The sequence below is a fragment of the Shinella yambaruensis genome (assembly GCF_022899355.1).
Classification (GTDB): domain Bacteria; phylum Pseudomonadota; class Alphaproteobacteria; order Rhizobiales; family Rhizobiaceae; genus Shinella; species Shinella yambaruensis.
This window is the reverse complement of the sequence record NZ_JALJCK010000001.1, coordinates 448,527-474,879: the sequence shown is the minus strand read 5'-3', so window position 1 is coordinate 474,879 and position 26,353 is coordinate 448,527. Positions and strand designations below refer to the sequence as shown.

At 64.2% G+C, this 26,353-nt stretch carries 24 protein-coding genes and 1 tRNA gene; 20 read left to right on the top strand and 5 right to left on the bottom strand.

Features of this window, described 5'->3' with window-relative positions; genetic code table 11:
- Positions 1-2: 2 nt before the first annotated feature.
- Complete coding sequence (locus MUU56_RS02380) at positions 3-941, bottom strand: carbohydrate ABC transporter permease (RefSeq protein WP_244765717.1); 939 nt, start codon at positions 939-941, stop codon at positions 3-5.
- 87 nt (positions 942-1,028) lie between these two features.
- Positions 1,029-2,276 (bottom strand): ABC transporter substrate-binding protein, encoded by a 1,248-nt coding sequence (locus MUU56_RS02375; RefSeq protein WP_244765716.1) that lies wholly within the window; start codon positions 2,274-2,276, stop codon positions 1,029-1,031.
- Positions 2,277-2,604: 328 nt separating this feature from the next.
- Between MUU56_RS02375 and MUU56_RS02370 the strand changes: the two genes are divergently transcribed.
- Positions 2,605-3,639, top strand: coding sequence for a LacI family DNA-binding transcriptional regulator (locus tag MUU56_RS02370; protein WP_244765715.1), 1,035 nt, complete (start codon positions 2,605-2,607; stop codon positions 3,637-3,639).
- Here MUU56_RS02370 and MUU56_RS02365 read toward each other — a convergent pair.
- Positions 3,620-4,600: an alpha/beta hydrolase gene (locus MUU56_RS02365; RefSeq protein WP_244765714.1), complete on the bottom strand. Its 981-nt coding sequence runs from the start codon at positions 4,598-4,600 to the stop codon at positions 3,620-3,622. The genes MUU56_RS02370 and MUU56_RS02365 overlap by 20 nt on opposite strands.
- Positions 4,597-5,745: a Gfo/Idh/MocA family protein gene (locus MUU56_RS02360; protein WP_244765713.1), complete on the bottom strand. Its 1,149-nt coding sequence runs from the start codon at positions 5,743-5,745 to the stop codon at positions 4,597-4,599. The genes MUU56_RS02365 and MUU56_RS02360 overlap by 4 nt, the downstream gene beginning before the upstream one ends.
- A 269-nt stretch (positions 5,746-6,014) precedes the next feature.
- Here MUU56_RS02360 and MUU56_RS02355 point away from each other — a divergent pair, with 269 nt between their 5' ends.
- Positions 6,015-6,827, top strand: coding sequence for a sugar phosphate isomerase/epimerase family protein (locus MUU56_RS02355; RefSeq protein WP_244765712.1), 813 nt, complete (start codon positions 6,015-6,017; stop codon positions 6,825-6,827).
- An 11-nt stretch (positions 6,828-6,838) separates the two neighbouring features.
- On the opposite strand, the gene MUU56_RS02350 is transcribed toward MUU56_RS02355, so the two are convergent.
- Complete coding sequence (locus MUU56_RS02350; protein WP_244765711.1) at positions 6,839-7,600, bottom strand: DeoR/GlpR family DNA-binding transcription regulator; 762 nt, start codon at positions 7,598-7,600, stop codon at positions 6,839-6,841.
- A 212-nt stretch (positions 7,601-7,812) separates the two neighbouring features.
- Between MUU56_RS02350 and MUU56_RS02345 the strand changes: the two genes are divergently transcribed.
- The 18 genes from MUU56_RS02345 to rpoB all read left to right on the top strand — a co-directional run bounded on the left by MUU56_RS02345 (position 7,813) and on the right by rpoB (position 26,283).
- Positions 7,813-8,613 carry a class I fructose-bisphosphate aldolase gene (locus MUU56_RS02345; RefSeq protein ID WP_244765710.1) on the top strand — a complete coding sequence of 267 codons (801 nt, stop codon included), beginning with the start codon at positions 7,813-7,815 and terminating at the stop codon, positions 8,611-8,613.
- Between the two features lie 3 nt (positions 8,614-8,616).
- The gene (locus tag MUU56_RS02340; protein WP_244765709.1) at positions 8,617-9,546 is read left to right on the top strand and encodes a PfkB family carbohydrate kinase; all 930 of its coding nucleotides are present in this window, start codon (positions 8,617-8,619) and stop codon (positions 9,544-9,546) included.
- A gap of 318 nt (positions 9,547-9,864) precedes the next feature.
- Positions 9,865-11,010: an ABC transporter ATP-binding protein gene (locus MUU56_RS02335; protein ID WP_244765708.1), complete on the top strand. Its 1,146-nt coding sequence runs from the start codon at positions 9,865-9,867 to the stop codon at positions 11,008-11,010.
- Between the two features lie 47 nt (positions 11,011-11,057).
- The gene (locus MUU56_RS02330; RefSeq protein WP_244765707.1) at positions 11,058-12,134 is read left to right on the top strand and encodes a Gfo/Idh/MocA family protein; all 1,077 of its coding nucleotides are present in this window, start codon (positions 11,058-11,060) and stop codon (positions 12,132-12,134) included.
- Complete coding sequence (locus MUU56_RS02325; protein WP_244765706.1) at positions 12,134-12,973, top strand: sugar phosphate isomerase/epimerase family protein; 840 nt, start codon at positions 12,134-12,136, stop codon at positions 12,971-12,973. The genes MUU56_RS02330 and MUU56_RS02325 overlap by 1 nt, the downstream gene beginning before the upstream one ends.
- The gene (locus MUU56_RS02320; protein WP_244765705.1) at positions 12,970-13,779 is read left to right on the top strand and encodes an alpha/beta fold hydrolase; all 810 of its coding nucleotides are present in this window, start codon (positions 12,970-12,972) and stop codon (positions 13,777-13,779) included. Before MUU56_RS02325 ends, MUU56_RS02320 begins: the two co-directional genes overlap by 4 nt.
- Positions 13,780-13,782: 3 nt before the next feature.
- Complete coding sequence (locus MUU56_RS02315; protein WP_244765704.1) at positions 13,783-14,481, top strand: ribulose-phosphate 3-epimerase; 699 nt, start codon at positions 13,783-13,785, stop codon at positions 14,479-14,481.
- Positions 14,482-14,495: 14 nt separating this feature from the next.
- On the top strand, positions 14,496-15,476 hold the full coding sequence (locus MUU56_RS02310) for an ROK family protein (RefSeq protein ID WP_244765703.1): 981 nt from the start codon (positions 14,496-14,498) through the stop codon (positions 15,474-15,476).
- 389 nt (positions 15,477-15,865) lie between these two features.
- Complete coding sequence (gene tuf / locus MUU56_RS02305; RefSeq protein WP_244765691.1) at positions 15,866-17,041, top strand: elongation factor Tu; 1,176 nt, start codon at positions 15,866-15,868, stop codon at positions 17,039-17,041.
- 451 nt (positions 17,042-17,492) lie between these two features.
- Positions 17,493-18,104, top strand: coding sequence for a hypothetical protein (locus MUU56_RS02300; RefSeq protein ID WP_244765702.1), 612 nt, complete (start codon positions 17,493-17,495; stop codon positions 18,102-18,104).
- Between the two features lie 133 nt (positions 18,105-18,237).
- Positions 18,238-18,313 (top strand) — tRNA-Trp (locus MUU56_RS02295).
- A gap of 194 nt (positions 18,314-18,507) precedes the next feature.
- Positions 18,508-18,708 carry a preprotein translocase subunit SecE gene (gene secE, locus MUU56_RS02290; RefSeq protein ID WP_244765701.1) on the top strand — a complete coding sequence of 67 codons (201 nt, stop codon included), beginning with the start codon at positions 18,508-18,510 and terminating at the stop codon, positions 18,706-18,708.
- Between the two features lie 16 nt (positions 18,709-18,724).
- Positions 18,725-19,255, top strand: coding sequence for a transcription termination/antitermination protein NusG (nusG, locus tag MUU56_RS02285; protein WP_244765700.1), 531 nt, complete (start codon positions 18,725-18,727; stop codon positions 19,253-19,255).
- Between the two features lie 199 nt (positions 19,256-19,454).
- On the top strand, positions 19,455-19,886 hold the full coding sequence (rplK, locus tag MUU56_RS02280) for a 50S ribosomal protein L11 (RefSeq protein WP_244765699.1): 432 nt from the start codon (positions 19,455-19,457) through the stop codon (positions 19,884-19,886).
- Positions 19,887-19,890: 4 nt separating this feature from the next.
- Entirely contained in the window at positions 19,891-20,583 is a 693-nt protein-coding gene (gene rplA / locus MUU56_RS02275) for a 50S ribosomal protein L1 (protein ID WP_244765698.1), read from the top strand.
- A gap of 350 nt (positions 20,584-20,933) precedes the next feature.
- Positions 20,934-21,452 (top strand): 50S ribosomal protein L10, encoded by a 519-nt coding sequence (rplJ, locus tag MUU56_RS02270; RefSeq protein ID WP_024270435.1) that lies wholly within the window; start codon positions 20,934-20,936, stop codon positions 21,450-21,452.
- A gap of 60 nt (positions 21,453-21,512) precedes the next feature.
- Positions 21,513-21,890, top strand: coding sequence for a 50S ribosomal protein L7/L12 (gene rplL, locus MUU56_RS02265; RefSeq protein WP_244765697.1), 378 nt, complete (start codon positions 21,513-21,515; stop codon positions 21,888-21,890).
- 253 nt (positions 21,891-22,143) lie between these two features.
- The gene (gene rpoB, locus MUU56_RS02260; protein ID WP_244765696.1) at positions 22,144-26,283 is read left to right on the top strand and encodes a DNA-directed RNA polymerase subunit beta; all 4,140 of its coding nucleotides are present in this window, start codon (positions 22,144-22,146) and stop codon (positions 26,281-26,283) included.
- Positions 26,284-26,353: the final 70 nt, after the last annotated feature.

The window sequence follows — 26,353 nt, the reverse complement described above, 5'->3', positions numbered from 1 at the left end:
GTCTACCTGCGCTGCTGGTGCTTGATGTAGAAATACGTCACGCTCATCGAGATGATGAGGATGACGATGGCGCTCGCCGATGCCAGCGAAAACTCGTACTGGGCGAAAGCGAGCTTGTAGGTGAAGGTGGAGAGCATTTCCGTCGCGTAGATCGGCCCGCCGCCGGTCGTCATCCAGACGAGCGGGAATACCTGCATGGTCCAGATGAAGTCGAGCAGGGAAATGCTGATGATGATCGGCATCAGTTGCGGAATGGTGATGTACCAGAACTTCTGCAATTCGTTGGCGCCGTCGATGCCGGCCGCCTCGTAGAGTTCCTTCGATATGCCCTGGAGGCCGGCGAGCAGGCTGACCATGAAGAGCGGATAGCCCGCCCAGATGTTGGCGAAGGTCAGGGCATGGATCGCGGTGCTGGTGGACGAGAACCATTCCACCTTGAAGTTGATGATATGCAAGGTCATCAGCACGCTGTTGACGACGCCGTTCGGGTCGAGCAGAAGGCGCCAGATGATGGCGATGATGACGGCGGTGAACAGCCAGGGAAGAATGAAGAGGACGCGCAGGATGCTGCGGATCGTCGGATTCACCCGGTTGGTATTGAGCAGCAGCGCGAAGGCAAGCCCGAGGACGAAATGGAAGACCACGCTCATGATGGTGAAGTAGAGCGTCTGGTACAAGGATTGCCAGAAGACCGGGTTCTGGAAGATGGTGATGTAGTTCTGAAGCCCGGCGAACGCGGCGTCCCGCTTCATGATGGCGCCGTCCATCAGCGAGTAGCGCAGCACCATCGCCATCGGGAAGAGCATCAGCAGAACCAGGAGAAGCGTTGCCGGGGTCACGTAGAGATACGGCACCAGCTTGCGGAGCGTTTTGTAGCTAAGCCTGCCCTTCTTGCCTGCCTTGGGCGGCGCTGGGGCCAGGGCCGTAATGGAACGGTTCATGGCGGGATTGTCCGATCTGCCGGGAATTGACGACGGACACCGGCAGGGCGCAATCGGCGCTGCCGGTGTCGTTGAGCATGTGCCGGCTTAGAACTTGGCGAGCCAGGCCTTCTGCGTGTTGGCGGCGGCGTCCTTGGCGCTTTGGCCGCCGTCGAACATCTTCTGCAGCTCGACATTCATGTTGCGCATCAGCTCCTCGGCGACCGGAAGGCCGACGAATTCGTTGGCCGGGTAACCGCTCTGGTAGATCTTGAAGGCTTCCGCGAAGATCGGGTCGGAGGTCACGAAGTCGGGCTTGGCGTGGACGTTGCCCGGGAAGGCGTTGGCGATGGAGACGAGGCGGCCGTTGACCTCCGGGCTCATCAGGAACTCGACCAGCTTCCAGGCCTCTTCCTTGTGGGCGCTACCCTCGCTGATGCCGATGCCCCAGGAGGCATAGGGCATGCCGCGCTTGCCGGTGTATCCGTCGGCGGCGGGCAGGGCGGAAATGCTGAAATTCAGCTTCGGGTTTCGTTCGCGGATCAGGTTCACGTGGGCGAGCGTGTCGACCATCATGCCGACGCGGCCGTTGACGAACTCCTCGACCTTGTCCTGCTCCTTCTTGGCGAAGATGCCGGGGGAAATCACGCCGTCCTTGTTCAGCTTCTCGATATATTCCAGCGTGCCGACGACAGCCTCGTTCTCGAGATCCGGCTTGCCGTCCTTCATCATCGAGGCGCCGGACGACCAGACCCAGGACATGACGTCGTTCTGAATGCCGCTCGGCGACTGCAGCGAGAGCGGCAGGACCCAGCCGTACTGGTTCTTCGAGGCATCCGTCATCTTCTTTGCGGCTTCGGCGAATTCGCTGCGCGTCGACGGCATCGTCTCGACGCCCGCCGCCGCGGCGATGTCCATGTTGACGAAGACCGGATAGACGAAGGAGGCCAGCGGGAACATGACGCTCTTGCCGTCGACCTTGACGATGTCGGCGATCTGGCTCTTGTCGTAGTTGGCCTTCTCCATCAGCTCGTCCATGGACGCGATGGCGCCCTGCTTCGAGAGGCCGTTGACCCAGGCGCCGTCAAGGCCCACCACATCGCTGAGCGTGCCGGAGGCGGCGCCGACGACGATCTGGTCGCGGGTCGTGGCATAGGGACCGCTGACGAGCGTCACCTTGATGCCGGGATTCTTCGCCTCGAAATCGTCCATGATGCCGCGCAGGGCGCCGGCGGGCATTTCGGGTTCCCACCACTGGATGAACTCGATGGTGGTGTCGGCAAAGGCCGAGGCGGCGCAGAGCGCCCAGACCGCCGCGGCGGCCTTCAGAGTCTTGCTGAGCTTTCTGAAATTCATGTCTGCCTCCCGTTAGACTTTCAGGTGATCGATCCTCTCCCAAGATCGTGCCGTGAGTAGGCTGCCGGAACGATCCGACTGTCAACGGGGCTTGCTGTGAAATGCGTAGTGAATGGCATATAAAATAGATCAAGATAATGATTTTAAAAGTAAAAAAAATTTTGCGCGCGTGAACTTCCTGATGCGGTTTCTGTTGCCTGTGATGTGTTTTTTCTTTACTTTCGTAAACAAACGAAAGTTCGCTGCTGCAGCGGCAATTCTGCACCCCTTGCGGCGTTACGGCCTATGATGCGAGATTGTCAGGTGCCGCCCCGCAATGAGGATTGGAATGGCCAAAAAGACTTACAGATCAATGGACGATTTTGCCGCTGCCTGCGGCGTGTCGCGTCCGACATTGTCGAAATATTTCGACGACCCGACGCAGATCAAGGAGGTGACGCGCAAGCGCATCGAGGCCGCGCTGAAGAAGTCGAACTTCGAGCCCAACCTCTTTGCCAGGCATCTGAACCGCAAGCGGACGAAGAATATCGGCATTCTCGTGCCCAGCATGTCCGACCCGTTCTATGTCCAGGTGGTTTCGCTTATCGAGCTGGAACTGCGTGCCAAGGGATTCTGGCCGGTCCAGCTGTCTTCCCACACGCGGCCCGAGCTCGAGGAGGAGGCGGTGCGGACGCTCCTCTCGCTCAAGGTGGCGGGTGCGATCGTCGCGCCGCTCGGGGCCGGCTCCCGCCGCTCGGCCCTCGGGCGCCTGACCGACGCCATCCCGGTCGTCTGCTTCGACAGCCCGTCGGCCTTCGACCTGCCTTTCGTGGGCAATGACAACATGCAGAGCGTGGCGGCGATCGTGCAGTACCTGTGTCGCTCGGGCGAACCTCCCGTATTCCTCGACGTGCCGCACATGATGGTCAATGCCGGCGAACGGACGGAAAGTTATCGCGCGACGATGCTCCGCGAAGGGCATGAGCCGCTCGTGATCGAGTGCGAATCGGCGCCGTCCTGGGAGTTCGAGCGGCTCGGCTACGAGCAGATGCAGCGCATGCTTTCAAGGGGCGGGCTGCCGGGAAAGACGCTGCTGTGCGCCAATGACCGCTTCGCCTTTGGCGCGATGGCGGCCGCCTTCGCCTCGGGGTTGAGGATCGGGCGTGCGGAAGGCTGCGATATCCGCATCGCCGGCCACGACGACCATCCGCTCAGCCGCTACACATGCCCGTCGCTGACCACGATGGCGCAGAACGCCCCCGAAATCGCGGCCAGGGCCGTCGAGCTCCTGTTGAAATGCATCGAGGACGACGGGGCCGACCGCAAGGGGGCAACGCCCCGGGTGATCCTCGAGGCGACCCTCGTCATGCGGGAGTCTGCCTGAGGTCCTCGGGCCGGGGCGGCCGGGCGCCGGCGCCGAGGCGGGGATCCATCCCCCGCCACGCCGCGAGGATCGCGTCCAGCGCCTCGCGGGCTTCCGGGATGGCACGGCCCATCGAGACGAATCCATGGATCTGCCCCGGCCAGACGCGGCAACGTGCGCTCGCTTCCGCCTCCAGGCGCCGGGCATAGGCCAGCCCCTCGTCGAACAGCACGTCATGGCCGGCCAGCACGACGAAGGCCGGCGCAAGGCCGTGCAGCGAGGGAGCATGCAGCGGCGAGGCTTGCCAGGTCATCCGGCTGGCTTCGTCCGGCAGGTAGTGGTCGCGAAACCAGCGCATGGCCTCCGCGGTCAGGCCGAAATCGGCGGCATAGCGGCGGTAGCTGTCCGAGGCCTGGCCCTGATCCGTGACAGGATAGATCAGCACCTGGCCGATCACGGCCGGAACCTGTCCGTCCCGCGCCATGAGCGCCGTCACGGCGGCCAGATTGCCGCCGGCACTGTCGCCGGCGACGAGAATGCGGGCCGGATCGATGCCGAGGCCGGCAGCCTCCGCGTGCATCCAGGTAAGGGTGGCCGCGCAATCCTCGATGGCTGCCGGGAAGGGGTGCTCGGGGGCCAGGCGGTAGTCCGGGGAGATGACCGCGGCATCAGCCGCATTGGCAAGCACGCGGCAGATATCCTCGTGCGTCTCTGGCGCGCCGATCACCCAGCCGCCGCCGTGCAGGTAGAGAAGGGCGGGCGCGGCGTCCGGCGGTGCGCCGCGACCGCGCCAGATCTTCACCCGGATGCCGCGCACATGCCGCTCGATCGTCTCGCCGACGGTTTCCGGCGGCCATTGCTTGCTGGCGAAACCATCGAGATATTGCCTGCGTGCCTCCTCGGGGGTGCAGTCCTCGACGGGTTTTTCCGGTTCGCCCGGCCAGGCGAGGGCGCGCGCGGCGGACGGGTCGAGGCCGGTCATGCCAAGAGGCTCCGCGCTTCGTCCTCGCGCAGTTCGCGCGGCTGTTCCGTCTTGCCGGCAATCGTCTGCCCGACGCCGGTCTCCCCGGCGCGCAGGATTGCCTCCATGACTTCGAGCACGTGCAGCGCCAGCGTGCCGGAGGCGCGGGGCGCCCGTCCCTCGACGATGGATCGGGCGAGGTCCGCCAGGCCCAGCATGCGGTAGTTGGCACGATCCGGCAGCGCGACTGGCCAGTTGACGGCACCGAACAGCGCGTCCGCCGTATCCGTTTCCTCCCACGGCGCGCCGTGGCGCGACAGGGCGACCACCCCGCCAAAATTGTCCGGATCGGGCAGGCGCAGCGACCCTTCCGTGCCGTGCAGCTCGATCGGATGATTGGAGTGGCGGAACACGTCCCAGGAGGCGCCGAAGGTGACGGTCGCGCCGCATTCGAATTCCAGGAGCGAGAGCAGGCTGGTCGGCGTGCCGACCTTGAAGGATGTACCCTTCTTGGGGCCGTCGGCGGTGATGAGGCGCTCCTCCTGGCCGCTGGTGGCGACCGCCTGCACCCGGCGCACCGGCCCCATGAGGTTGACCATCATGGTGAGGTAGTAGGGTCCCATGTCCATCACCGGGCCGGCGCCGGGCTGGTAGTAGAAGCTCGGGTCGGGATGCCAGTGCTCCATTCCGCGGCCCATCATGAAGGCGGTGCCGGTGACGGGTTTGCCGATGGCGCCCGCTTCCATCAGGCGGCGGGCATGCCGTCCGGCGGCGCCGAGGAAGGTGTCCGGCGCCGAACCGATGGCAAGCCCCCTGGAAGCCGCCGCATTGACCAGCTTGCGGCCCTCGTCGGCCGTCACGCCGAGCGGCTTTTCCGTGAAGACATGCTTGCCGGCCGAAAGCGCGCGCATCGAAACGTCGAAATGCGCTGCGGGAATGGTCAGGTTGAGGACAAGGTCGATATCTTCGTCGTCGATGAGGGAATCGACATCCGTGGCGCGCAGCCCGAACGCCTCGGCACGGCGCCCAGCAGCCTCGGTATCGAGGTCCGCGCAGGCCGTGATCTCGACGCCGCGGAAAAGCGGAGCGTTGCGCATGTATGCAAGGGAGATATTGCCGCACCCCACCACGCCGATCTTGAGCTTCGGTTCGTCCTTCTGTGCCATGTGAAGAATTTATCCTGCTGTTATCATTGAGGGAAAATCGAGATCCGGCGCCGTGTTTATGGACGCAAAGCACAAAGTATGTTGACGCACGATAACATTTTAACTTACGTAATGACAAGACGTCGGGAGGCGTCGTCATCCCTCTGTTCGGGCTGTTTTCGCCGTCGTCTCCGGGCCGGTCCCGCGGTCGGTGACGGGGTGGCCCGTGACTGCGAGGAGCGCCTCCCGTGTCTCGACGCGACGATCAACGGACAGGTCAGGACCCCGTCATGAGCGAACTTCACATAGGCTGCCAGACATTCACCTGGGAAATGCTCGGCAAGGCCTGGACCGGCGGTCCGGACGACCTGGTGCGGGCAATTGCCGCCGGCGGCTATTCCGGCATCGAGATCACCGACACCATGATCGGCGATTATGCCGGCAAGCCCGGAGCTTTCGCTCGCACGCTCACGGATGCGGGTCTCAGCCTCGTGTCTTTCGCCTTCGGCTCGTCCAGCGGCTTCACCCTGCCGGACCGGCTCGCCCCGGATCTCGACACGGCAAGGCGCTGGGTGGATTTCGCCGCGCATTTCCCCGGCGCGCTCGTTTCGATGGGATCGGCGACGGTGGTTTCTTCCGGCGCGCGCGCAGACAAGTTCGAGGTCGCGGCCGAGTGCTACAACCGCGCGGCAGAGATCGGCCGGGCGGCCGGGGTTGCCGTGGCGGTGCATCCCTCCTCCCATCACAATACGCTGCTTTTCACGCGCGAGGATTATGATGCGCTCTTTGTCCGTCTCGATCCTGAGGTCGGCTGGGTGCCGGATACGGGCCATATCCTGCGTGGCGGCCAGCGCATGGACGATACGCTTGCGGCGTTCCGCGACCGCATCCGGTACGTGCACCTGAAGGATGTCGATGCCAAGGGCATCTGGGCCATGCTGGGGGCGGGTGCCTGTGACGTGCGCGGGGTGATCGAGACGGTGCGCGACGCGCCGCGTTTCAACGGCTGGATCGTCGTCGAGGAGGAATCCGACGCGGCCGGGCAGGACCCTGCCGCCGCCGTCCGCGCCAACCGCGAGACGCTGCGCGCGCTCGGGTACTGAGCGGCGCCACGTCAGGCGTAGCGGACCTCGACGCCGAGCTTCTCGAGACGATGGCGGATGCCGTGCGGCATGTTGCTGTCGGTGATGATGAGGTCGACGCGGGAAAGGGAGAACGCCTTCGACGAGGCGCCGATGTCCCATTTGCTCGAATCGGCGACCAGCACGACGCGGCGCGCCATGCGCACCAGATTGCGCTTGGTGCGGGCGATGTCCTCCGAGACGTCCACCACATCGAAGGACGGATCGATCGCGTGCGCGCTGACGAAGGCCTGGTGCGCGACGAGGCCGCCGAGCGCCTTGTCGGAGTCCGAAACGATCGTGCTGACCGTGCTCGGGAACACGCGGCCGCCGATCATGTGCACATCGAGGCCCGGGCGGTACATGAGGTGCTGGGCGATGTTCATGGCCGTGGTGGCCACCACGACATTCTTGACCGGCGGCATCTGCATGGCGACCTGGAGCAGGGTGGAGCCGCTGTCGAAGACGATCGACTGGTTGTCGATGATCTGGCGGGCGGCCATCTGGGCGATGCGCCGCTTGGCATCGAAGTTGCGCTGCATGCGCTCCTCGAAGGCGGCTGCGGGCGAATCCGCCGGCAGGGCGATGGCGCCGCCATGGGTTTTTATCAGCAGCTTCCTGGCGTCCATGATGTCGAGGTCGGAGCGGATCGTGACTTCCGACACGCCGAACAGGTCAGCGAGCTGGCGCGTGCGGGCCTGTCCAATGCGTTGAAGCTCGATCAGGATCTGCTGGCGTCGCTGTTCTGCAAGCATAACTCGTTCCGTCTGGCGTTCCGCACTTGGTTTCGAAATTCAAAAGATGATTTGCCAGCATTTTTCCCTGCAGCCGCATTCTCATCCAGGAAGCATCATTATAGCGCATAAAAAATCGCCTGCTAATATCGAAATGAAAGAATTCGAAATATTGAAGGTTGTTTTGCTTTCGAGTTAGGGTCCGCGTCAGCAGATACGGAGGAGCCTTTGCCATGGGTCTCGGAACCAAAATTCGCCTTTCTCGCCTGTTCTCAAACCCCTCGGGCAACCTGTTCGGCGGCGCGGTCGATCATTTCGTCGGTTATGGAAATGTGCGGGAGGGAGGCCTGGCGGACTTGCCGGGCGCGCTGCGCCGCGTGATGGCAGGCGGGCCCGACTATGTCAGCATCCAGCCGGGCGCCGCCCGCCACCTGTGGTCCGATTATGCCGGCAAGGCCGCGCTGGTCATCCAGGCTGGCTGCTTCACGGCCGACGACCGGATTCGCCAGCTCATCGCCACCCCGGAGGATGCGGTGCGCTACGGGGCGGATGCGCTGGCCGTCGCCATTCCGGTGCGCGGCAACACGGAGGGCGAGTATATCCGCTGGCTGACCGACACGGTAAACGCCGCTGCGCGCTTCGAAATGCCCGTCATCGCCCATATCTATCCGCGTGATTTCGCCGACGGCGGCAAGATTGTCTTCACGCCGGATGAAATCGCCTATGCGGTCCGCATCGGCTACGAGACGGGTGTCGACTTGGTCAAGGTCGGCTATACCGGCGACTTCGAGTCCTTCCGCGAAACGGTCGCCACATGCCCCATCCCGGTTGTCATTGCCGGCGGGCCGAAGACCGACACGCTGCTCGGCGCGCTGCAACAGGCCTCGGATGCGCTGCGGGCCGGCGCGCGGGGCGCCGTGGTGGGCCGCAACCTCTGGGGCCACGGCGACGCGACGAAAGCCGCGCAGGCCTTCAAGCTCGTCATTCATGCCGGCATGAGGCCGGAGGAGGCGCTGGCCGCCGCCGGGGCATGACCCGTGGCGCGCGCCTTTGACGTCCTGGGCTTCGGCGCTCTTGCGGTCGACGACATCCTCTATGTCGATCGCCCGCTTTGCGCCGGGAAGGGAAAGGTGACGAAACGCGTTTGCGACCACGGGGGCAACGTCGCCACCGCGCTTGTCGCGGTTGCCCGCCTCGGCGGGCGTGCGGCCTTCATCGGCTGGCTCGGCGACCCGCCCGAGGATGTCGGCGGACGCGAACTGGAGCGCCAAGGCGTCGGCACGGGATTTGCGCCTCGCCACGCCGATGCCGCGCCCATCCGGTCGGTCATCACGGTCGGGCCGGACGGCGAGCGTTTCATAGCCTATGACGACGACGTGCTGCACGGCACGTCGCCCGATCTGCCGGACGCGGTGCTTGCCCAGGCGCCGGTTCTGCTCATCGACGGTTATGCCGTCCATTCGGAAGCGGTGGTCGAGCGGGCGCGCCGTAGTGGTCTTTCGATCGTGGCCGATATCGAATGGACGATCGGCTCGGCAAGCGACCGGATCCTGTCGCTCGCCGATCATCTCGTGCTGCCGATCGCGTTCGCGAGGTCCTACCTGGAAGAGGACGACCCGCGGGTTCTCCTCGAAGCGCTCTGGTCGCCTGATCGGTCGGCCGTGGTGCTCACCGACGGTGAGCGCGGCAGTTACCTGCGGCAAAGGGGCGATCCGGTCTTCTGGCATGTGCCGGCCTATTTGGTGCAGGCCGTGGACACGACCGGTGCCGGGGATTGCTTCCATGGTGTCTACGCTCTGGCGCTGGCGGAGGGCGGCAGTCCGCTTGATTGCGTGATCTTTGCCGCAACGGCGGCGGCCATCTCGGTGACCTCGCATGGCGGCCGCAGGGGGCTGCCGGACAGGGCCATGTGCCTTTCCTGGATGGCGGGCGAGCACGCGCCTGTACCTGTGCCCCTCCGGGCCTGAGCCTTCCTGCAAAAGTGCGGAGCGGTTTGCGTCCGCAACCGCGTTGAAGTGCTTCAGACGTTTCATCGGGGGAAGACGATTTTCCAGCGCTATAAAATTACGCGCGTCAAAAAATAATATGTCACGCAAATAATCTTTTATCATGTAAATAATTATTTATTATCAATGTGTTGTGTTGATATATTGATTTCTGAACGGTCTTGTTTCCCGTTTTTTGCCTTGACTTTGGCAATCAGTCCTGAACCTTCTGTCGAAAACCGGATGGCGGCGGTGGAGGCGGCCGGCCGGTGTTTGGGGACGGTGCGGGGAGGATGCGACGTGGCTGTGGTTGTGCTGGACAGGATCTGCAAGACCTACGGAAACAATTACCATGCGATCAAGGACCTGAGCCTGACGATTCACGACGGGGAGTTCCTGATCCTGGTGGGGCCGTCCGGCTGCGGAAAATCGACGGCGTTGCGCATGATCGCGGGCCTCGAGGATATCACCAGCGGCACGCTGAGCATCGGCGATCAGGACGTCGTGGATCTGCCGCCGAAGGATCGCGACATCGCCATGGTGTTCCAGAGCTACGCCCTCTATCCGCACATGACCGTCTTCGACAACATCGCCTTCTCGATGAAGCTGGCAGGAAAGGACAAGGCGGAACGCTCCCGGCGGGTGACCGAAATCGCGAAGATCCTGCAGCTCGAGACATTGCTGCAGAACAAGCCGGCGCAGCTTTCCGGCGGCCAGCGGCAACGTGTGGCGATGGGCCGCGCGATGGTGCGCGAGCCCGCCGCCTTCCTGATGGACGAGCCGCTGTCGAACCTCGATGCCAAGCTTCGTGTGCAGATGCGCGCCGAGATCGCCAGCCTGCAGCGCCAGCTGGGCGTGACGACCATCTACGTCACCCACGACCAGACCGAGGCGATGACCATGGGTGACCGCGTGGCGGTGCTGAAGGGCGGCGTGCTGCAGCAGGTGGACACGCCGAAGGCGCTCTACCACAAGCCGGTCAACGCGTTCGTCGCAGGCTTCATCGGTTCTCCCTCGATGAACCTTTTCGAAGGCCGTCTGGAAGGCGGGTCGATCCGCCTTCCGGACTTTTCCATTCCGTTGCCGGCAAGTGTCCGGGAGCGGGTTCCCGGCCTTTCGGCCTTCGACGGCAAGCCCGTCGTTTTCGGCATCCGTCCCGAAGACCTCTATGACAGCCGCCTTCCGTCGGGCGCGGCCTATCCGACCATTCCCGCTGTGGTGAGAACGATCGAGGAGCTCGGCTCGGAGTTGATCGTGCATCTGAAGATCGAGGCGACCCGCGTCGATTCCGGGGATCCGGACGCGGTGGAGGACCTGAGCGGCGCCGCCAATGCGGTCGCGAGGTTCGAGGCCACCAGCGCCATCAAGGCCGGAGAGCGTATCGATCTCGCCATCGACCCGGCCAAGCTGCACTTCTTCAACCCGCAAACCCATGCGGCCCTGTGAGCGAGTGTCCGCAGCGTTGTCCGTGAACGATGATCAAGGGGGCAGAAATGCCATCAGACAGTGACCGCCGTCTTCGAGTTGGTGTCTTGGGCGCGGGCCAGATTGCGCAGGCGGCGCATTTCGAGAGCTGCACCAAGGCGGCGAACGCGGATCTCCATGCGATCTGCGACGTCGCCGACGACCTGCGCGAGCGCATGGTGATCATGCATGGGGCCGAGAAGTCCTACGACGACTACGACAGGATGCTTGCTGATCCGGACCTCGACGCCGTGATCATCGCGACGGCCGATGCCTTCCATGTGCCGGCCTCGCTCAGGGCGCTTGCGGCCGGCAAGCATGTGTTGTGCGAAAAACCCATGGGGTTGACGGTGGAGGAATGCCTCGACCTGAAGGCCGCCGTCGAAAAATCCGGCAAGGTCTTCCAGGTCGGCCACATGAAACGCTTCGATGCCGGGCTGCAGGCGGCCAGGGCCTTCATTGGCGACGAGATGGGCGAGATGGTGGCGCTTAAGGCCTGGTATTGCGACAGCACGCACCGCTACCCGATGACCGATGCGGTGCAGCCGCTCATCGTCACCAGCGCCAATGCGAGGAAACCCTCGGCCAATCCGAAGGCGGACCTGCGCCGCTATTACATGCTGGCGCATGGCTGCCACCTGATCGACACCGCCCGCTACCTTGCCGGCGATATCGTCTCCGTGCAGGCGCGGCTTTCCGAACGGGCCGGCATCTGGTGCTGGTTCGTGGACGTGGAATTCGCCTCCGGCGCGCTCGGCCATCTCGACCTGACGGTGCAGGTGCGCATGGACTGGCATGAAGGTTTCCAGATCTACGGCAGGAACGGCAGCGTCCTCGGCAAGACCTATAACCCCTGGTACTACAAGACGAGCGAGGTGGAGATCTTCCGCGAGGCCGATGGCGCGACGCACCGGGTGCTGGGGGCCGACGGCCATTTCTACCGCCGCCAGGTCGAGGGTTTCGCCCGCACCATTCTGGACGGCACGCCGATGGAGGGTGCCGGCATCGACGACGGCCTTGCCTCGGTGCAAGCCATGGTCGCGATCGCCCGCTCGGTCGAGACCGGCAGGCCCGCCGCGCTCGCCGACATGACGGGCGGCGTGTGATGAAGCTCGGCATCTTCGCCAAGACCTTCGCGGGACGCGCGCCGGAAACGGTTCTCAAGGCGGTCGCCGGTGCGGGCTTTGCCTCGGCACAATACAACATGGCCTGCTCGGGACTTTCCTCCATGCCGGATGCGATCAGCGGGGCCGAGGCGCGTGCGGTCGCGGCTGCCGCCGGCACGACCGGCGTCGAGATCGCCGCGGTGTCGGGCACCTACAACATGATCCACCCCGACCCGGCGGTGCGCGAGGCCGGCCATCGCAGGCTGGCGGTGCTGGCGGAGCGCTGCGCGGCGATGTCGGCCGGTCTCATCACGCTCTGCACCGGCACGCGCGATCCCCTGGACCAGTGGAAGGCGCATCCCGGCAATGACACGCCCGAGGCCTGGCGCGACCTGCTCGAGGCCATGGAGACGGCGGTCAGGATCGCCGAGCGATACGGCGTGGATCTCGGCATCGAGCCGGAGCTTGCCAATGTGGTCAATTCCGCCGAGAAGGCCCGCCGGCTGATCGACGAGATGAAAAGCCCGCGCGTCAAGATCGTGCTCGACCCTGCCAATCTCTTCGAGGTCGAGACGCCCGAGGCGCGGCGGACCATCGTCGCATCCGCGATCGACCGCCTTGCCGACCGCATCGTCATGGCGCATGCGAAGGACCGCAACCCGGATGGCAGCTTCGCGACTGCCGGCAAGGGCGTGCTCGACTACGGCCACTATCTGGGCCGGCTGAAGGCGATCGGCTTTGCCGGCAGCTTGGTCACGCACGGACTTGCCGCCGACGAGGCCGCCGGCGTCGCCGCGTTTCTCACGCGGACGCTTTCCGACACCGGGGCAGGGCGATGAGGGAGATCCGATCCTTCGAGACGGACGACGGCACGTGCCTCAATGTCGACAGCGCGGGCGAGGGCGCGCCGGCCGTCTTCCTGCATGGCCTTTGCGGCGATGCCGGCCAGACGGCCGAGGCCTTTCCCGCGCAATCCGGGTTTCGCCGCGTCACGATCGAGGCGCGGGGCCATGGCCGGTCGCAGGCCGGTCCGTTGGAACGGCTGTCGATGGCCACTTTCGCCGACGATGTCGCCCGTTGCATCGAGCGCACCCTCGACGCCCCCGTCATCCTCGGCGGCATTTCCATGGGCGCGGCGATTGCCGTGCGCCTGGCGGTGCGACGGCCGGATCTCGTTCGGGCGCTCGTCCTTGCGAGACCGGCCTGGCTGACCGCGTCGGCGCCGCCGACCATGGCCGCCAATGCCGAGGTCGGCCGCCTGCTGGCGCGGATGCCGCCGGAGGCCGCAAGGGCGGCCTTCCTTGCCGGCGCCACAGGCCGCCATCTGGCGGCGGAGGCGCCGGACAACCTGGCCTCGCTCGAAGGTTTTTTCGCGCGGGAACCTGTTGCGGTCACCGCTGCCCTCCTGACCGCGATCTCCGGCGACGGGCCGGGTGTCGCCGATGCCGACCTCGCCCGGATCGCCGTCCCCACGCTGTTGATCGGCCACGGGCGGGACGTCATCCATCCCATTGCCTATGCGCGTGCGCTTGCCGACCGGATCCCCGCCGCCCGCTTCGTGGAGATCACCGCCAAGGCGCAGAGCAGGGCGCAGTATATCGCCGATTTCCACCATGCCATGCGCACGTTCCTGAAGGATCTCTGAGAGATGACCCCCGCCAAATCCTGGATCGACGACCTGCCGAAGGACCGCCTGATCGCCGAGTTCTCCGTCTGGTCCGCCGATCTCGTGCGGCTTGCCGATGACCTTGCCCGTGTCGATCCGCATGTCGACGTCCTGCATGTCGACGTCGCCGACGGCCATTTCGCGCCGGCCCTGCTGTTCTTCCCGGATCTGGTGGCGAGCCTGCGCAAGGTCTCCGCCCGGCCCATCCACGTCCATCTCATGGTGGCGGATGCGGTCGTGCTGTCGCAGATCGAGCAGTTTGCCGATGCGGGCAGCGATCTCATCAGCATCCATATCGAGAACGAAGGCGTGGCGGACGCGGCGCTCGACCTGCTCGACCGCCGCGGCGTCGCCGCCGGCATGGTGCTGCGGGTGGAGACGCCCGTCGAACGGCTTCGCCGCCATGCGGCGCGGCTGCGTTTCGTCACGCTGCTCGGCACGGCGATCGGCGTGAAGGGCCAGGGCCTCGACGAGACGGCGGGCACGCGCCTGCAGGAGGCCCGGCAGATCATCGCCGAAAGCGGTGCGGACCATCGCATCGTGCTGGCGGCCGATGGCGGTATTCGCGAGCATACCGTGCCGCTGCTGCGCCGGTCCGGCGCCGAGACGGTCGTTCTTGGATCGCTCGCGTTCAACGCGCCGTCGCTTTCCGAGCGCATGGCGTGGCTCCACGCCCTCTGACGCCGGATTGCGCCATGCAGCAGATTGCCATCGGCATCGATCTCGGCGGGACGCAGGTTCGCGCGGCGCTCGTCGGCACGCGGGGCGAGATCGTCGCCCGCGCCGAGGAGCGGACCGACGCCATGGCAGGTCCCGAGCGCGTGCTGGCGCAGATCAAGGCGCTTGCCGACGGCCTCGTCGCTGCCGCAGGCACCGCCACACCGGTGGGAATCGGTGTGTCCACGCCGGGGCCGATCGACACGATCGCGGGTGTCGCGCGCGATATTCCGACGCTGGCGGGCTTTGCCGACTTCCCCTTGAAGGCGGAACTGCAGAAGCGCTTCGCCTTTCCCGTCAGCCTGGAGAACGACGGCATCGCCGCGGCCATCGGCGAATGGCAGTTCGGCGCGGGCAAGGGGCTCGAGAACCTCGTCTACGTGACCGTCAGCACCGGCATCGGCGGCGGCGTCATCGCCGACGGGCGCGTGCTGCGGGGCCGGAAGGGCATGGCGGGCCATGTCGGCCACATGTCCGTCATGCCGGACGGCGCGCTTTGCCCCTGCGGCAACCGCGGCTGCTTCGAAGCCTATGGATCGGGCACGGCCTTCACCCGCCGGGCTCGGGAGCAGGCCTTTGCCTGCACGGGAACGCGGCTTGGCGCGGATGGCGGGTCCATAGACAGCCGCGCCGTCTTTGCCGCTGCACGGGCCGGCGACGAACTCGCCAATCGGCTTGTCGACGAGGAGGCCGGCATCCTCGGCCGGGGTTTCGTCAGCCTCATCCACATCTTCAGTCCCGAGGTCGTCATCATGGGGGGCGGGCTTTCGCACGAGTTCGAGCGCCTGCGTCCCGGCATCGAGCGCTGCATATCCGACCGGGCCATGCCCGCGTTCAAGGATGTGCGCGTCACGCGCGCCGCACTCGGCCAGAATTCCGGCCTGATCGGCGCGGCCGCTCTGGCGTTCCTCACCCGGAACGTCCACCACAGCCCGGGCGCGCTCGCGGCAGCGCTGTGAACGGGAAGGCCGCTGTTCCAGTCGGGACCTCGCATGGCGACGGAAGCCGCCTTGAAACGTCGCGGATCATGGTCGATGGATGCCATCCGGCACATCCGGAAAATCGCGAATTGCAAGAACGCTATCAGGTAAAAATGCCGGCGCCTGGATGCGAGGCTCGCTGCCTGCGTCAATTTTCCTTCATGAAAAGAATCAGCACTTCGCCCTAAGATCCTGCCTTGAAAAAGCGAATCCGCATCACGATCTATCCGCTATCTGGCTTGCCTCCGCTCGTTTCCGGCATGTTTCTCCCATACATTTAAGGCTTGCGCATTCGTTGCGAAAGCCTTAAACGCCTGCCAAACCGGACGGGCCGGTTAGCCCAACTTTCGTTCAGTAGGAATAAAAACATGGCAAAAGGTAAGTTTGAGCGCAACAAGCCTCACGTAAACATCGGCACGATCGGCCACGTTGACCATGGCAAGACGTCGCTGACGGCGGCGATCACGAAGTATTTCGGCGAGTTCAAGGCGTACGACCAGATCGACGCGGCTCCGGAAGAAAAGGCCCGCGGCATCACGATCTCGACGGCTCACGTCGAATACGAGACGCCGAACCGTCACTACGCGCACGTCGACTGCCCCGGCCACGCCGACTACGTGAAGAACATGATCACCGGTGCTGCCCAGATGGACGGCGCGATCCTGGTCTGCTCGGCTGCCGACGGCCCGATGCCGCAGACCCGCGAGCACATCCTGCTGGCCCGCCAGGTCGGCGTTCCGGCGATCGTGGTGTTCCTCAACAAGGTCGACCAGGTCGACGACGCCGAGCTTCTCGAGCTCGTCGAGCTGGAAGTGCGCGAGCTTCTGTCGTCCTACGACTTCCCGGGCGACGACATTCCGATCGTCAAGGGCTCGGCTCTGGCCGCTCTGGAAGATTCGGACAAGAAGATCGGCGAAGACGCGATCCGCGAGCTGATGGCCCAGGTCGACGCCTACATCCCGACGCCGGAGCGTCCGATCGACCAGCCGTTCCTGATGCCGATCGAAGACGTGTTCTCGATCTCGGGCCGCGGCACGGTCGTGACCGGTCGCGTCGAGCGCGGCATCGTCAAGGTCGGTGAGGAAATCGAGATCGTCGGCATCCGCCCGACGACGAAGACGACCTGCACGGGCGTTGAAATGTTCCGCAAGCTGCTCGACCAGGGCCAGGCCGGCGACAACATCGGTGCGCTGCTGCGCGGTGTGAACCGTGACGGCGTCGAGCGCGGCCAGATCCTGTGCAAGCCGGGTTCGGTCAAGCCGCACAAGAAGTTCAAGGCCGAAGCCTACATCCTGACGAAGGAAGAAGGCGGCCGTCATACGCCGTTCTTCACGAACTACCGTCCGCAGTTCTACTTCCGCACGACGGACGTGACGGGCATCGTGACGCTGCCGGAAGGCACGGAAATGGTGATGCCGGGCGACAACGTGACGGTCGACGTCGAGCTGATCGTTCCGATCGCGATGGAAGAGAAGCTGCGCTTCGCTATTCGTGAGGGTGGTCGCACCGTCGGCGCCGGCATCGTCGCCTCGATCGTCGAATAACGATCGCTGACGATGGCGTGAGCCTGCCGACGGCAAAAAAGTGTGCAAATGGCGCGCAAGCGCGATTTGCACGCGGCGCCGGCATCGTCGCCTCGATCGTCGAGTAAGTTTCGGATCCTGGATCTGATGAGGGCCCTGCGGGAAACCGCGGGGCTTTTGCATTCAGGCGCTTTGAAATGGCATGCTTTTTTAGCCTTTGGCGATAACTCGCCAGGTCTGGGGATAGAGGCGATCGGCACGAGCGGGTAGATTTGCCGCGTCGCCTGGAGCGACATGGCCTGACGGGTGGTGAGCCGCAGGCCCGGCGCCGAGGGATCGTTTCGATCCCGTGTATTGCGGCGGCGCCCCTGCGGGTGGCGGGTCGCGCCGCGCGCATCACGGCAACCAGACACGGGCCTGAACCTTCATGAACGCTTTTGCAGGCGCGGCGCGCGCAGCGCTCGCTCTCTCGATGATTCTTGTGATTCTGCCGGCAGGCGCGGCGCGGGCGGAGGATTCGCTGCTCATCTGGTCTCCGGCAAAACTATCCGGCTATGCCTATCGCCTGCGCCTGGGGGCCAAGGCCGCGACCGCGGCCGAGATGAGCGCCGGGGTGGATCTTGCGGTCACCGCGTCCTCCACCGGCCGTATCCGCGATACGCGCGACAATGCGCGGCTGTGGGCGGAAATGCGCGGGGAGGGGCTGTCCGGTGCACAGCGCAACGTCACGGCGGGCTACAATCCGCTGACCGGGCGGGTTTCGGCGAGCGCCGGCCTGTCGCGCCGCTGGATGGCGACGCCCTCCTTCGACATCGTCCTGGCGCCCTCGGTTTCCGCCGACGCCAATATGCGCACCGGCGACCGCGGCGCCGTGCGCATGACGCAGCAGGCACGGATCCAGGCCCTGCCGACGGGAACCGACCTCGTCGCCACCGGCTCGACTGCCCGCGGCCAGAAGCGGATCGGCGCGGAATTTGGCGTCGAGCAGCGCGTCTTCGATTGCCTGGACCTCGGCGCTTCCGTACGCCGGCAGGACATGAAGCTGATCAGCACGGTCAAGGCCCGGCTTCGTTTCGCCTGGTGAGGCGGCGCCGGGGCGAGGGCGTGCTAACCTGTGAAAAAATCTCGTCTTCGGGCTTGCCAAGTCGATCCGTGCGCCGTAAAGACGCCATGCCTTGCCGGTGACGGGCGGTTCGCCCGGGACGCGGCAGGCAAATAGGGGTATAGCTCAGTTGGTAGAGCGGCGGTCTCCAAAACCGCAGGTCGGGGGTTCGAGCCCCTCTGCCCCTGCCATTCCCAGCCGGACAGCGCGGACGACTTGCAGCGACGGGGGCGGATGGTGTGGCGGCGTCGTGCCGTCTAAATTCGCGAAAAGCCCGGGCTGCCTCTTGTTAAAAAGAGAATCGGGCTTTATGTAGGGCAAAACAGACACGCGGTGCGTGGGGCTGAGAGTTCAGCTTTACGTGCCGTAATGGCGTGGACATTCAATGGCATCGAAAACGAATCCGATTGCGTTTCTGCAGCAGGTACGCTCCGAGACGGCGAAAGTGACTTGGCCCTCGCGGCGCGAGACGATGATCTCGACCGTCATGGTGTTCATCATGGTTTTCCTGGCCGCAGTGTTCTTCTTCGCTGCGGACCAGTTGATGGGGTGGCTGATCGGCCTCATCCTCAACGCCAGCGCCTGATTGGTTGGAGATGAACATGGCTTCCCGTTGGTACATCGTCCACGCCTATTCGAATTTCGAGAAGAAGGTCGCCGAGGACATCGAGAACAAGGCCCGCCAGAAGGGCCTTGAGCATCTTTTCGAGAAGATCCTGGTGCCGACCGAGAAGGTTGTCGAGGTGCGTCGCGGCCGCAAGGTCGATTCGGAGCGCAAGTTCTTCCCCGGCTATGTGCTGGTGCGGGCGAACCTGACGGATGAGGCCTACCACCTCATCAAGAACACGCCGAAGGTCACGGGCTTTCTCGGTTCCGACAACAAGCCGGTCCCGATCCCGGACAGTGAGGCCGAGCGCATCCTGTCGCAGGTCCAGGACGGCGTCGACCGTCCGAAGCCCTCGGTCTCGTTCGAGATCGGCGAGCAGGTTCGTGTTTCCGACGGTCCGTTCGCGTCGTTCAACGGCACCGTGCAGGACGTCGACGAGGAGCGCTCGCGCCTCAAGGTGGAAGTGTCGATCTTCGGCCGCGCCACCCCGGTCGAACTGGAATATGCCCAGGTCGAGAAAATCTGATTTCGGCGGCGCCTCCGGCGCGGCTCATCTGAAATCCAGCCTTCCTTCGAGGGCTGGCGGCGGAAGTTTCCGCCAATCGCGTGGAAGGGAAGGCGGCCTTTAGCCGGGCGTTCTGACCGTACCACGCAACCGCAGCCGCCGGTCGTCCGACTGGCATCACGGGCCGGGAAACCGGCCGCATTCTGAAAGGCAGAGAGAAATGGCTAAGAAAGTTGCAGGCCAGCTCAAGCTTCAGGTCAAGGCAGGCTCGGCGAACCCGTCCCCGCCGATCGGCCCGGCGCTTGGTCAGCGTGGCATTAACATCATGGAATTCTGCAAGTCGTTCAACGCGGCGACGCAGGAAATGGAAAAGGGTATGCCGATCCCGGTCGTCATCACCTATTACCAGGACAAGTCCTTCACCTTCGTGATGAAGCAGCCGCCGGTGACCTACTTCCTCAAGAAGGAAGCCAAGATCCAGTCCGGCTCGAAGACCCCCGGCAAGGGCGGTTCCATCGGCAAGCTCACCAAGGCTCAGATCAAGTCGATCGCCGAAGCCAAGATGAAGGATCTCAACGCCGCCGATATCGAAGGCGCGATGGCAATGGTCGAGGGCTCCGCCCGCGCCATGGGCCTGGAAGTGGTAGGTTAAGATCATGGCCAAGATTGCAAAGCGTCTCCAGAAGATCCGTGAAGGCATCGACCCGACCAAGCTCGTTGCCCTGTCGGACGCCATCGCCCTCGTCAAGGAGCGTGCGACCGCCAAGTTCGACGAAACCGTCGAAGTCGCCATGAACCTCGGCGTCGACCCGCGCCACGCCGACCAGATGGTCCGCGGCGTCGTCAACCTGCCGAACGGCACCGGCCGCGACGTTCGCGTCGCCGTCTTCGCCCGTGGCGCCAAGGCCGATGAAGCCAAGGCTGCCGGCGCTGACATCGTCGGCGCCGAAGACCTCGTCGAGATCGTCCAGGGCGGCAAGATCGACTTCGATCGCTGCATCGCGACCCCGGACATGATGCCGCTCGTCGGCCGTCTCGGCAAGGTACTCGGCCCGCGCGGCATGATGCCGAACCCGAAGGTCGGCACGGTCACCATGGACGTCGCGGGCGCCGTCAAGGCATCCAAGGGCGGCGCTGTCGAGTTCCGCGTCGAGAAGGCCGGCATCATCCATGCCGGCGTGGGCAAGGCCTCCTTCGACGCCAAGGCTCTGGAAGAGAACATCAAGGCTTTCGCCGACGCCGTCATCAAGGCGAAGCCGACGGGCGCCAAGGGCAACTACGTCAAGCGCGTTGCCATCTCTTCGACGATGGGTCCGGGCGTCAAGATCGATCCGTCGACGGTCGCCTGATCAGGCACATGAATTTCGGCACCGCTTCGGCGGGGCCCTGAAAGAATTCCCGGCCGGTCTGGCCGGGGATTTCCGGGGAAACCCGGAACTCCTGTCCGAGATTGCAGGTGGTTAGGCCTTAATCACGTTGCCTGCATGAGACGGGTGAGACCTGGATTTCACTCAGCGTCGGATGACGCGGAATTCGGTTCGAACCTACCTTGCCTGTGCCGCGGTCCTCGACCGAGCGCGGGGGGACAGGATCCTCGAGCGTCGCTCGGGATCTTCTTTTGTAAAGCGGATCCCTGGCGGCAAAGGCAAACCCGGCAGGTCCCGTGAGAAGTCACGGTCCTGTCAACTGGAGATAGGCAGTGGAAAGAGCGGAAAAACGCGAATTCGTCACGGAGCTGAATGAAGTCTTCAAGGCTTCCGGTTCGGTTGTCGTGGCCCGCTATGCCGGCATCACCGTTGCACAGATGAACGATCTTCGTACGAAGATGCGTGCAGCGGGCGGTACCGTCAAAGTCGCGAAGAACCGCCTGGCCAAAATTGCCCTTCAGGGTACGGAGTCGGAAGGGATGTCTGATCTCTTCCAGGGTCAGACGCTCATTGCATATGCAAATGATCCGATGATCGCTCCGAAGGTAGCCATGGACTTCGCCAAGACCAACGACAAGCTCGTTGTCCTCGGCGGCGCCATGGGTGCGACCACGCTCGACGCAGAAGCAGTCAAGTCGCTTGCGACCCTGCCTTCGCTCGACGAGCTGCGTGCAAAGCTCCTGGGCCTCATTGCAGCCCCGGCAACGCGCGTCGCCACGGTCGTTGCAGCACCGGCAAGCCAGCTTGCCCGCGTGTTCGCAGCCTACGCCAAGAAGGACGAAGCCGCGTAAGGCGGTTTTTCGCTGTAAATCAAACACACCAGTTCGAACCGAACAAAAGGAAATATGAAAATGGCTGATCTCGCAAAGATCGTAGAAGACCTCTCCTCGCTGACCGTTCTGGAAGCCGCCGAGCTTTCCAAGCTGCTCGAAGAGAAGTGGGGCGTTTCGGCTGCTGCTCCCGTAGCTGTCGCTGCCGTTGGCGGCGGTGCTGCTCCGGCTGCTGCTGAAGAAGAAAAGACTGAATTCGACGTGATCCTCGCCGACGCCGGCGCCAACAAGATCAACGTCATCAAGGAAGTCCGCGCCATCACCGGTCTCGGCCTCAAGGAAGCCAAGGACCTCGTCGAAGGCGCTCCGAAGGCTGTCAAGGAAGGCGTTTCCAAGGCTGAAGCCGCTGACCTCAAGAAGAAGCTTGAGGACGCCGGCGCCAAGGTCGACGTCAAGTAATATCGGAATGCTGCGGGGGAGGGCGAAAGCCCTCTCCCGTCGATCCTTTCCGCTGAACTGATTACCCAAAAGCCGCTGAAAACGGCTTTTGGGTAATGGGTTCTTCAAGAGGATGGTCTTCACCGCAAGATTGGGCAATCCGGCCCGTCGACCGGCAGCAAGACGAGATTGAACCAACCCATTGGTCGACGGGATCGACTGGCCAGCGAACCCCGTCCGTTGCAGGCCCGGATGCAAATTTGAAGGAGCGACGATGGCTCAGACCCTTTCGTTTAACGGTCGTAGGCGCGTACGCAAGTTTTTTGGAAAAATCCCCGAAGTCGCAGTCATGCCGAACCTCATCGAGGTTCAGAAGGCATCCTACGACCAGTTCCTGATGGTTGAAGAGCCCGCCGGCGGTCGCCCGGACGAGGGGCTTCAGACCGTTTTCAAGTCGGTCTTCCCGATCACCGACTTCTCCGGCGCTTCCATGCTCGAATTCGTCTCCTACGAATTCGAACAGCCGAAGTTCGACGTCGAGGAATGCCGCCAGCGTGACCTGACCTATGCAGCGCCGCTCAAGGTGACGCTGCGCCTCATCGTGTTCGATATCGACGAGGATACGGGTGCCAAGTCCATCAAGGACATCAAGGAACAGAACGTCTACATGGGCGACATGCCGCTCATGACCGACAACGGCACGTTCATCGTCAACGGCACCGAGCGCGTCATCGTCTCCCAGATGCACCGTTCCCCGGGCGTTTTCTTCGACCACGACAAGGGCAAGAGCCACTCGTCGGGCAAGCTGCTCTTTGCCGCGCGCGTCATCCCCTATCGCGGTTCCTGGCTCGACATCGAGTTCGACGCCAAGGACATCGTGCATGCGCGCATCGACCGCCGCCGCAAGATCCCCGTCACCTCGCTGCTCATGGCGCTCGGCATGGATGGCGAAGACATCCTGTCGACCTTCTACACGAAGTCGCTCTACCAGCGCGACGGCGAAGGCTGGCGCGTGCCGTTCAATCCCGACGCGCTGAAGGGCCAGAAGGCCGTCGCGGATATGGTCGACGCCGACACCGGTGAAGTGGTCGTCGAGATCGGCAAGAAGCTGACGCCGCGTCTGCTTCGCCAGCTCTCGGAAAAGGGCCTGAAGGCCCTCAAGGCGACCGACGAGGAGCTCTATGGCAACTATCTTGCCGAGGACATCGTCAACTACTCGACGGGTGAGATTTATCTCGAAGCCGGCGACGAAATCGACGAGAAGACCCTGCCGGTCATCCTGGCCGCCGGTTTTGACGAGATCCCGGTCCTCGACATCGACCACATCAATGTCGGTGCCTATATCCGCAACACGCTCGCCGCCGACAAGAACGAGAACCGCCAGGACGCGCTGTTCGACATCTACCGCGTCATGCGTCCGGGTGAACCGCCGACCATGGATTCGGCCGAAGCCATGTTCAACACGCTGTTCTTCGATGCCGAGCGGTACGACCTCTCCGCCGTCGGCCGCGTGAAGATGAACATGCGCCTCGACCTCGACGTCGCCGACACGGTCCGCACGCTGCGCAAGGAGGACATCCTCGCCGTCGTGAAGATGCTGGTCGAGCTGCGCGACGGCAAGGGCGAGATCGACGACATCGACAACCTCGGCAACCGCCGCGTCCGTTCGGTCGGCGAATTGATGGAGAACCAGTACCGTCTCGGCCTGCTGCGCATGGAGCGCGCGATCAAGGAACGCATGTCCTCGATCGAGATCGACACGGTCATGCCGCAGGACCTGATCAACGCGAAGCCGGCAGCCGCCGCCGTTCGCGAGTTCTTCGGTTCCTCGCAGCTCTCGCAGTTCATGGACCAGGTGAACCCGCTCTCGGAAATCACCCACAAGCGCCGTCTTTCGGCCCTTGGCCCGGGTGGTCTGACCCGCGAGCGCGCCGGTTTCGAAGTCCGCGACGTTCACCCGACCCATTACGGCCGTATTTGCCCGATCGAGACGCCGGAAGGCCCGAACATCGGTCTGATCAACTCGCTCGCCACCTTCGCCCGCGTCAACAAGTACGGCTTCATCGAGAGCCCGTACCGCAAGATCGTCGACGGCAAGGTGACGACGGATGTGGTCTACCTCTCCGCCATGGAAGAGGCCAAGTACCACGTCGCACAGGCCAACTCGGTGCTCGAGGCCGACGGTTCCTTCGCTGAAGAGTTCGTCGTCTGCCGTCACGCCGGCGAAGTCATGCTCGCCCCGCGCGACCAGATCAACCTCATGGACGTTTCGCCGAAGCAGCTCGTTTCGGTCGCGGCCGCGCTCATCCCGTTCCTCGAGAACGACGACGCGAACCGCGCGCTCATGGGCTCGAACATGCAGCGTCAGGCCGTGCCGCTGCTGCGTGCCGAAGCCCCGTTCGTCGGCACCGGCATGGAGCCGGTCGTCGCCCGTGACTCGGGCGCCGCCATCGCGGCCCGCCGCGGCGGCGTCGTCGACCAGGTGGATGCGACCCGTATCGTTATCCGCGCCACCGAAGACCTCGATCCGTCGAAGTCGGGCGTCGATATCTACCGCCTCCAGAAGTTCCAGCGTTCCAACCAGAACACCTGCGTCAACCAGCGCCCGCTGGTCACCGTCGGCGACGTTCTGAACAAGGGCGACATCATCGCGGACGGTCCGTCGACCGACCTCGGCGACCTCGCGCTCGGCCGCAACGCGCTCGTCGCGTTCATGCCGTGGAACGGCTACAACTACGAAGACTCGATCCTGATGTCCGAACGCATCGTCTCCGACGACGTGTTCACCTCGATCCACATCGAGGAATTCGAAGTCATGGCCCGCGACACCAAGCTGGGCCCGGAAGAAATCACGCGCGACATTCCGAACGTTTCGGAAGAAGCGCTGAAGAACCTCGACGAAGCCGGTATCGTCTATATCGGTGCAGAGGTTCAGCCGGGCGACATCCTGGTCGGCAAGATCACCCCGAAGGGCGAAAGCCCGATGACGCCGGAAGAAAAGCTCCTGCGCGCCATCTTCGGTGAGAAGGCCTCCGACGTTCGCGACACCTCCATGCGCATGCCGCCCGGCACCTTCGGCACGGTCGTCGAAGTTCGCGTCTTCAACCGCCACGGCGTGGAGAAGGACGAACGCGCGATGGCGATCGAGCGGGAAGAGATCGAGCGTCTCGCCAAGGACCGTGACGACGAGCAGGCGATCCTCGACCGCAACGTCTACGGTCGTCTGACCGACATGCTGCGCGGCCACGTCGCCGTCGCCGGCCCGAAGTCCTTCAAGAAGGGCACCGAGCTGTCGAACGCCGTCATCTCCGAATATCCCCGCTCGCAGTGGTGGATGTTCGCCGTCGAGGACGAGAAGGTCCAGGGCGAGATCGAAGCGCTCCGCGGCCAGTACGACGAATCCAAGTCGCGCCTTGAACAGCGCTTCATGGACAAGGTCGAGAAGGTCCAGCGCGGCGACGAGATGCCTCCGGGCGTCATGAAGATGGTCAAGGTCTTCGTCGCCGTGAAGCGCAAGATCCAGCCCGGCGACAAGATGGCCGGCCGTCACGGCAACAAGGGCGTCGTCTCGCGCATCCTGCCGATCGAGGACATGCCGTTCCTCGAAGACGGCACGCATGTCGACATCTGCTTGAACCCGCTGGGCGTGCCCTCGCGCATGAATGTCGGCCAGATCCTCGAAACCCACCTTGCCTGGGCTTGCGCCGGCATGGGCAAGAAGATCGGCGACCTGCTCGACGAGTACCGCAAGACCATGGACATCTCGGACCTGAAGCGCGAGCTGACGGAAGTCTACGAGAGCGAGGCCAAGGACGAGGTCGCCCATTTCGACGACGCCGCCCTGGTCAAGCTCGCCGAGCAGTCCCGCAAGGGCGTCTCCATCGCGACGCCGGTCTTCGACGGTGCGCATGAGCCGGACGTCGCCAGCATGCTGGAGCGCGCGGGCCTCAACCCCTCGGGCCAGTCGGTTCTGTACGATGGTCGTACGGGTGAGCCTTTCGACCGCAAGGTCACGGTCGGCTACATGTACATGATCAAACTGAACCACCTTGTCGACGACAAGATCCACGCGCGCTCGATCGGTCCGTACTCGCTCGTCACCCAGCAGCCGCTGGGCGGCAAGGCGCAGTTCGGCGGCCAGCGCTTCGGGGAAATGGAAGTCTGGGCGCTCGAAGCCTACGGCGCCGCCTACACGCTGCAGGAAATGCTGACCGTGAAGTCGGACGACGTGGCGGGCCGCACCAAGGTCTACGAGGCGATCGTTCGTGGCGACGACACGTTCGAGGCGGGCATTCCGGAGAGCTTCAACGTTCTCGTCAAGGAAATGCGCTCGCTCGGCCTCTCCGTCGAGCTGGAAAACTCGAAGGTCGATCCCGCAGCCGAAGCCGGCCAGCTTCCCGACGCGGCGGAATAAGCCTGACAAGGTGCGCGCCGGAAAGGCGCGCACCGTTACCGCTCCCGCTGCAAGGCGAGGGGCGGCTCAT

What these genes read in the sequence shown, in the direction of transcription:
- MUU56_RS02380 (WP_244765717.1), bottom strand. Translation starts at nt 941, where the DNA reads ATGAACCGTTCCATTACGGCCCTGGCCCCAGCGCCGCCCAAGGCAGGC.
- MUU56_RS02375 (WP_244765716.1), bottom strand. Translation starts at nt 2,276, where the DNA reads ATGAATTTCAGAAAGCTCAGCAAGACTCTGAAGGCCGCCGCGGCGGTC.
- MUU56_RS02370 (WP_244765715.1), top strand. Translation starts at nt 2,605, where the DNA reads ATGGCCAAAAAGACTTACAGATCAATGGACGATTTTGCCGCTGCCTGC.
- MUU56_RS02365 (WP_244765714.1), bottom strand. Translation starts at nt 4,600, where the DNA reads ATGACCGGCCTCGACCCGTCCGCCGCGCGCGCCCTCGCCTGGCCGGGC.
- MUU56_RS02360 (WP_244765713.1), bottom strand. Translation starts at nt 5,745, where the DNA reads ATGGCACAGAAGGACGAACCGAAGCTCAAGATCGGCGTGGTGGGGTGC.
- MUU56_RS02355 (WP_244765712.1), top strand. Translation starts at nt 6,015, where the DNA reads ATGAGCGAACTTCACATAGGCTGCCAGACATTCACCTGGGAAATGCTC.
- MUU56_RS02350 (WP_244765711.1), bottom strand. Translation starts at nt 7,600, where the DNA reads ATGCTTGCAGAACAGCGACGCCAGCAGATCCTGATCGAGCTTCAACGC.
- MUU56_RS02345 (WP_244765710.1), top strand. Translation starts at nt 7,813, where the DNA reads ATGGGTCTCGGAACCAAAATTCGCCTTTCTCGCCTGTTCTCAAACCCC.
- MUU56_RS02330 (WP_244765707.1), top strand. Translation starts at nt 11,058, where the DNA reads ATGCCATCAGACAGTGACCGCCGTCTTCGAGTTGGTGTCTTGGGCGCG.
- MUU56_RS02325 (WP_244765706.1), top strand. Translation starts at nt 12,134, where the DNA reads ATGAAGCTCGGCATCTTCGCCAAGACCTTCGCGGGACGCGCGCCGGAA.
- MUU56_RS02320 (WP_244765705.1), top strand. Translation starts at nt 12,970, where the DNA reads ATGAGGGAGATCCGATCCTTCGAGACGGACGACGGCACGTGCCTCAAT.
- MUU56_RS02315 (WP_244765704.1), top strand. Translation starts at nt 13,783, where the DNA reads ATGACCCCCGCCAAATCCTGGATCGACGACCTGCCGAAGGACCGCCTG.
- MUU56_RS02310 (WP_244765703.1), top strand. Translation starts at nt 14,496, where the DNA reads ATGCAGCAGATTGCCATCGGCATCGATCTCGGCGGGACGCAGGTTCGC.
- tuf (WP_244765691.1), top strand. Translation starts at nt 15,866, where the DNA reads ATGGCAAAAGGTAAGTTTGAGCGCAACAAGCCTCACGTAAACATCGGC.
- MUU56_RS02300 (WP_244765702.1), top strand. Translation starts at nt 17,493, where the DNA reads ATGATTCTTGTGATTCTGCCGGCAGGCGCGGCGCGGGCGGAGGATTCG.
- secE (WP_244765701.1), top strand. Translation starts at nt 18,508, where the DNA reads ATGGCATCGAAAACGAATCCGATTGCGTTTCTGCAGCAGGTACGCTCC.
- nusG (WP_244765700.1), top strand. Translation starts at nt 18,725, where the DNA reads ATGGCTTCCCGTTGGTACATCGTCCACGCCTATTCGAATTTCGAGAAG.
- rplK (WP_244765699.1), top strand. Translation starts at nt 19,455, where the DNA reads ATGGCTAAGAAAGTTGCAGGCCAGCTCAAGCTTCAGGTCAAGGCAGGC.
- rplA (WP_244765698.1), top strand. Translation starts at nt 19,891, where the DNA reads ATGGCCAAGATTGCAAAGCGTCTCCAGAAGATCCGTGAAGGCATCGAC.
- rplL (WP_244765697.1), top strand. Translation starts at nt 21,513, where the DNA reads ATGGCTGATCTCGCAAAGATCGTAGAAGACCTCTCCTCGCTGACCGTT.
- rpoB (WP_244765696.1), top strand. Translation starts at nt 22,144, where the DNA reads ATGGCTCAGACCCTTTCGTTTAACGGTCGTAGGCGCGTACGCAAGTTT.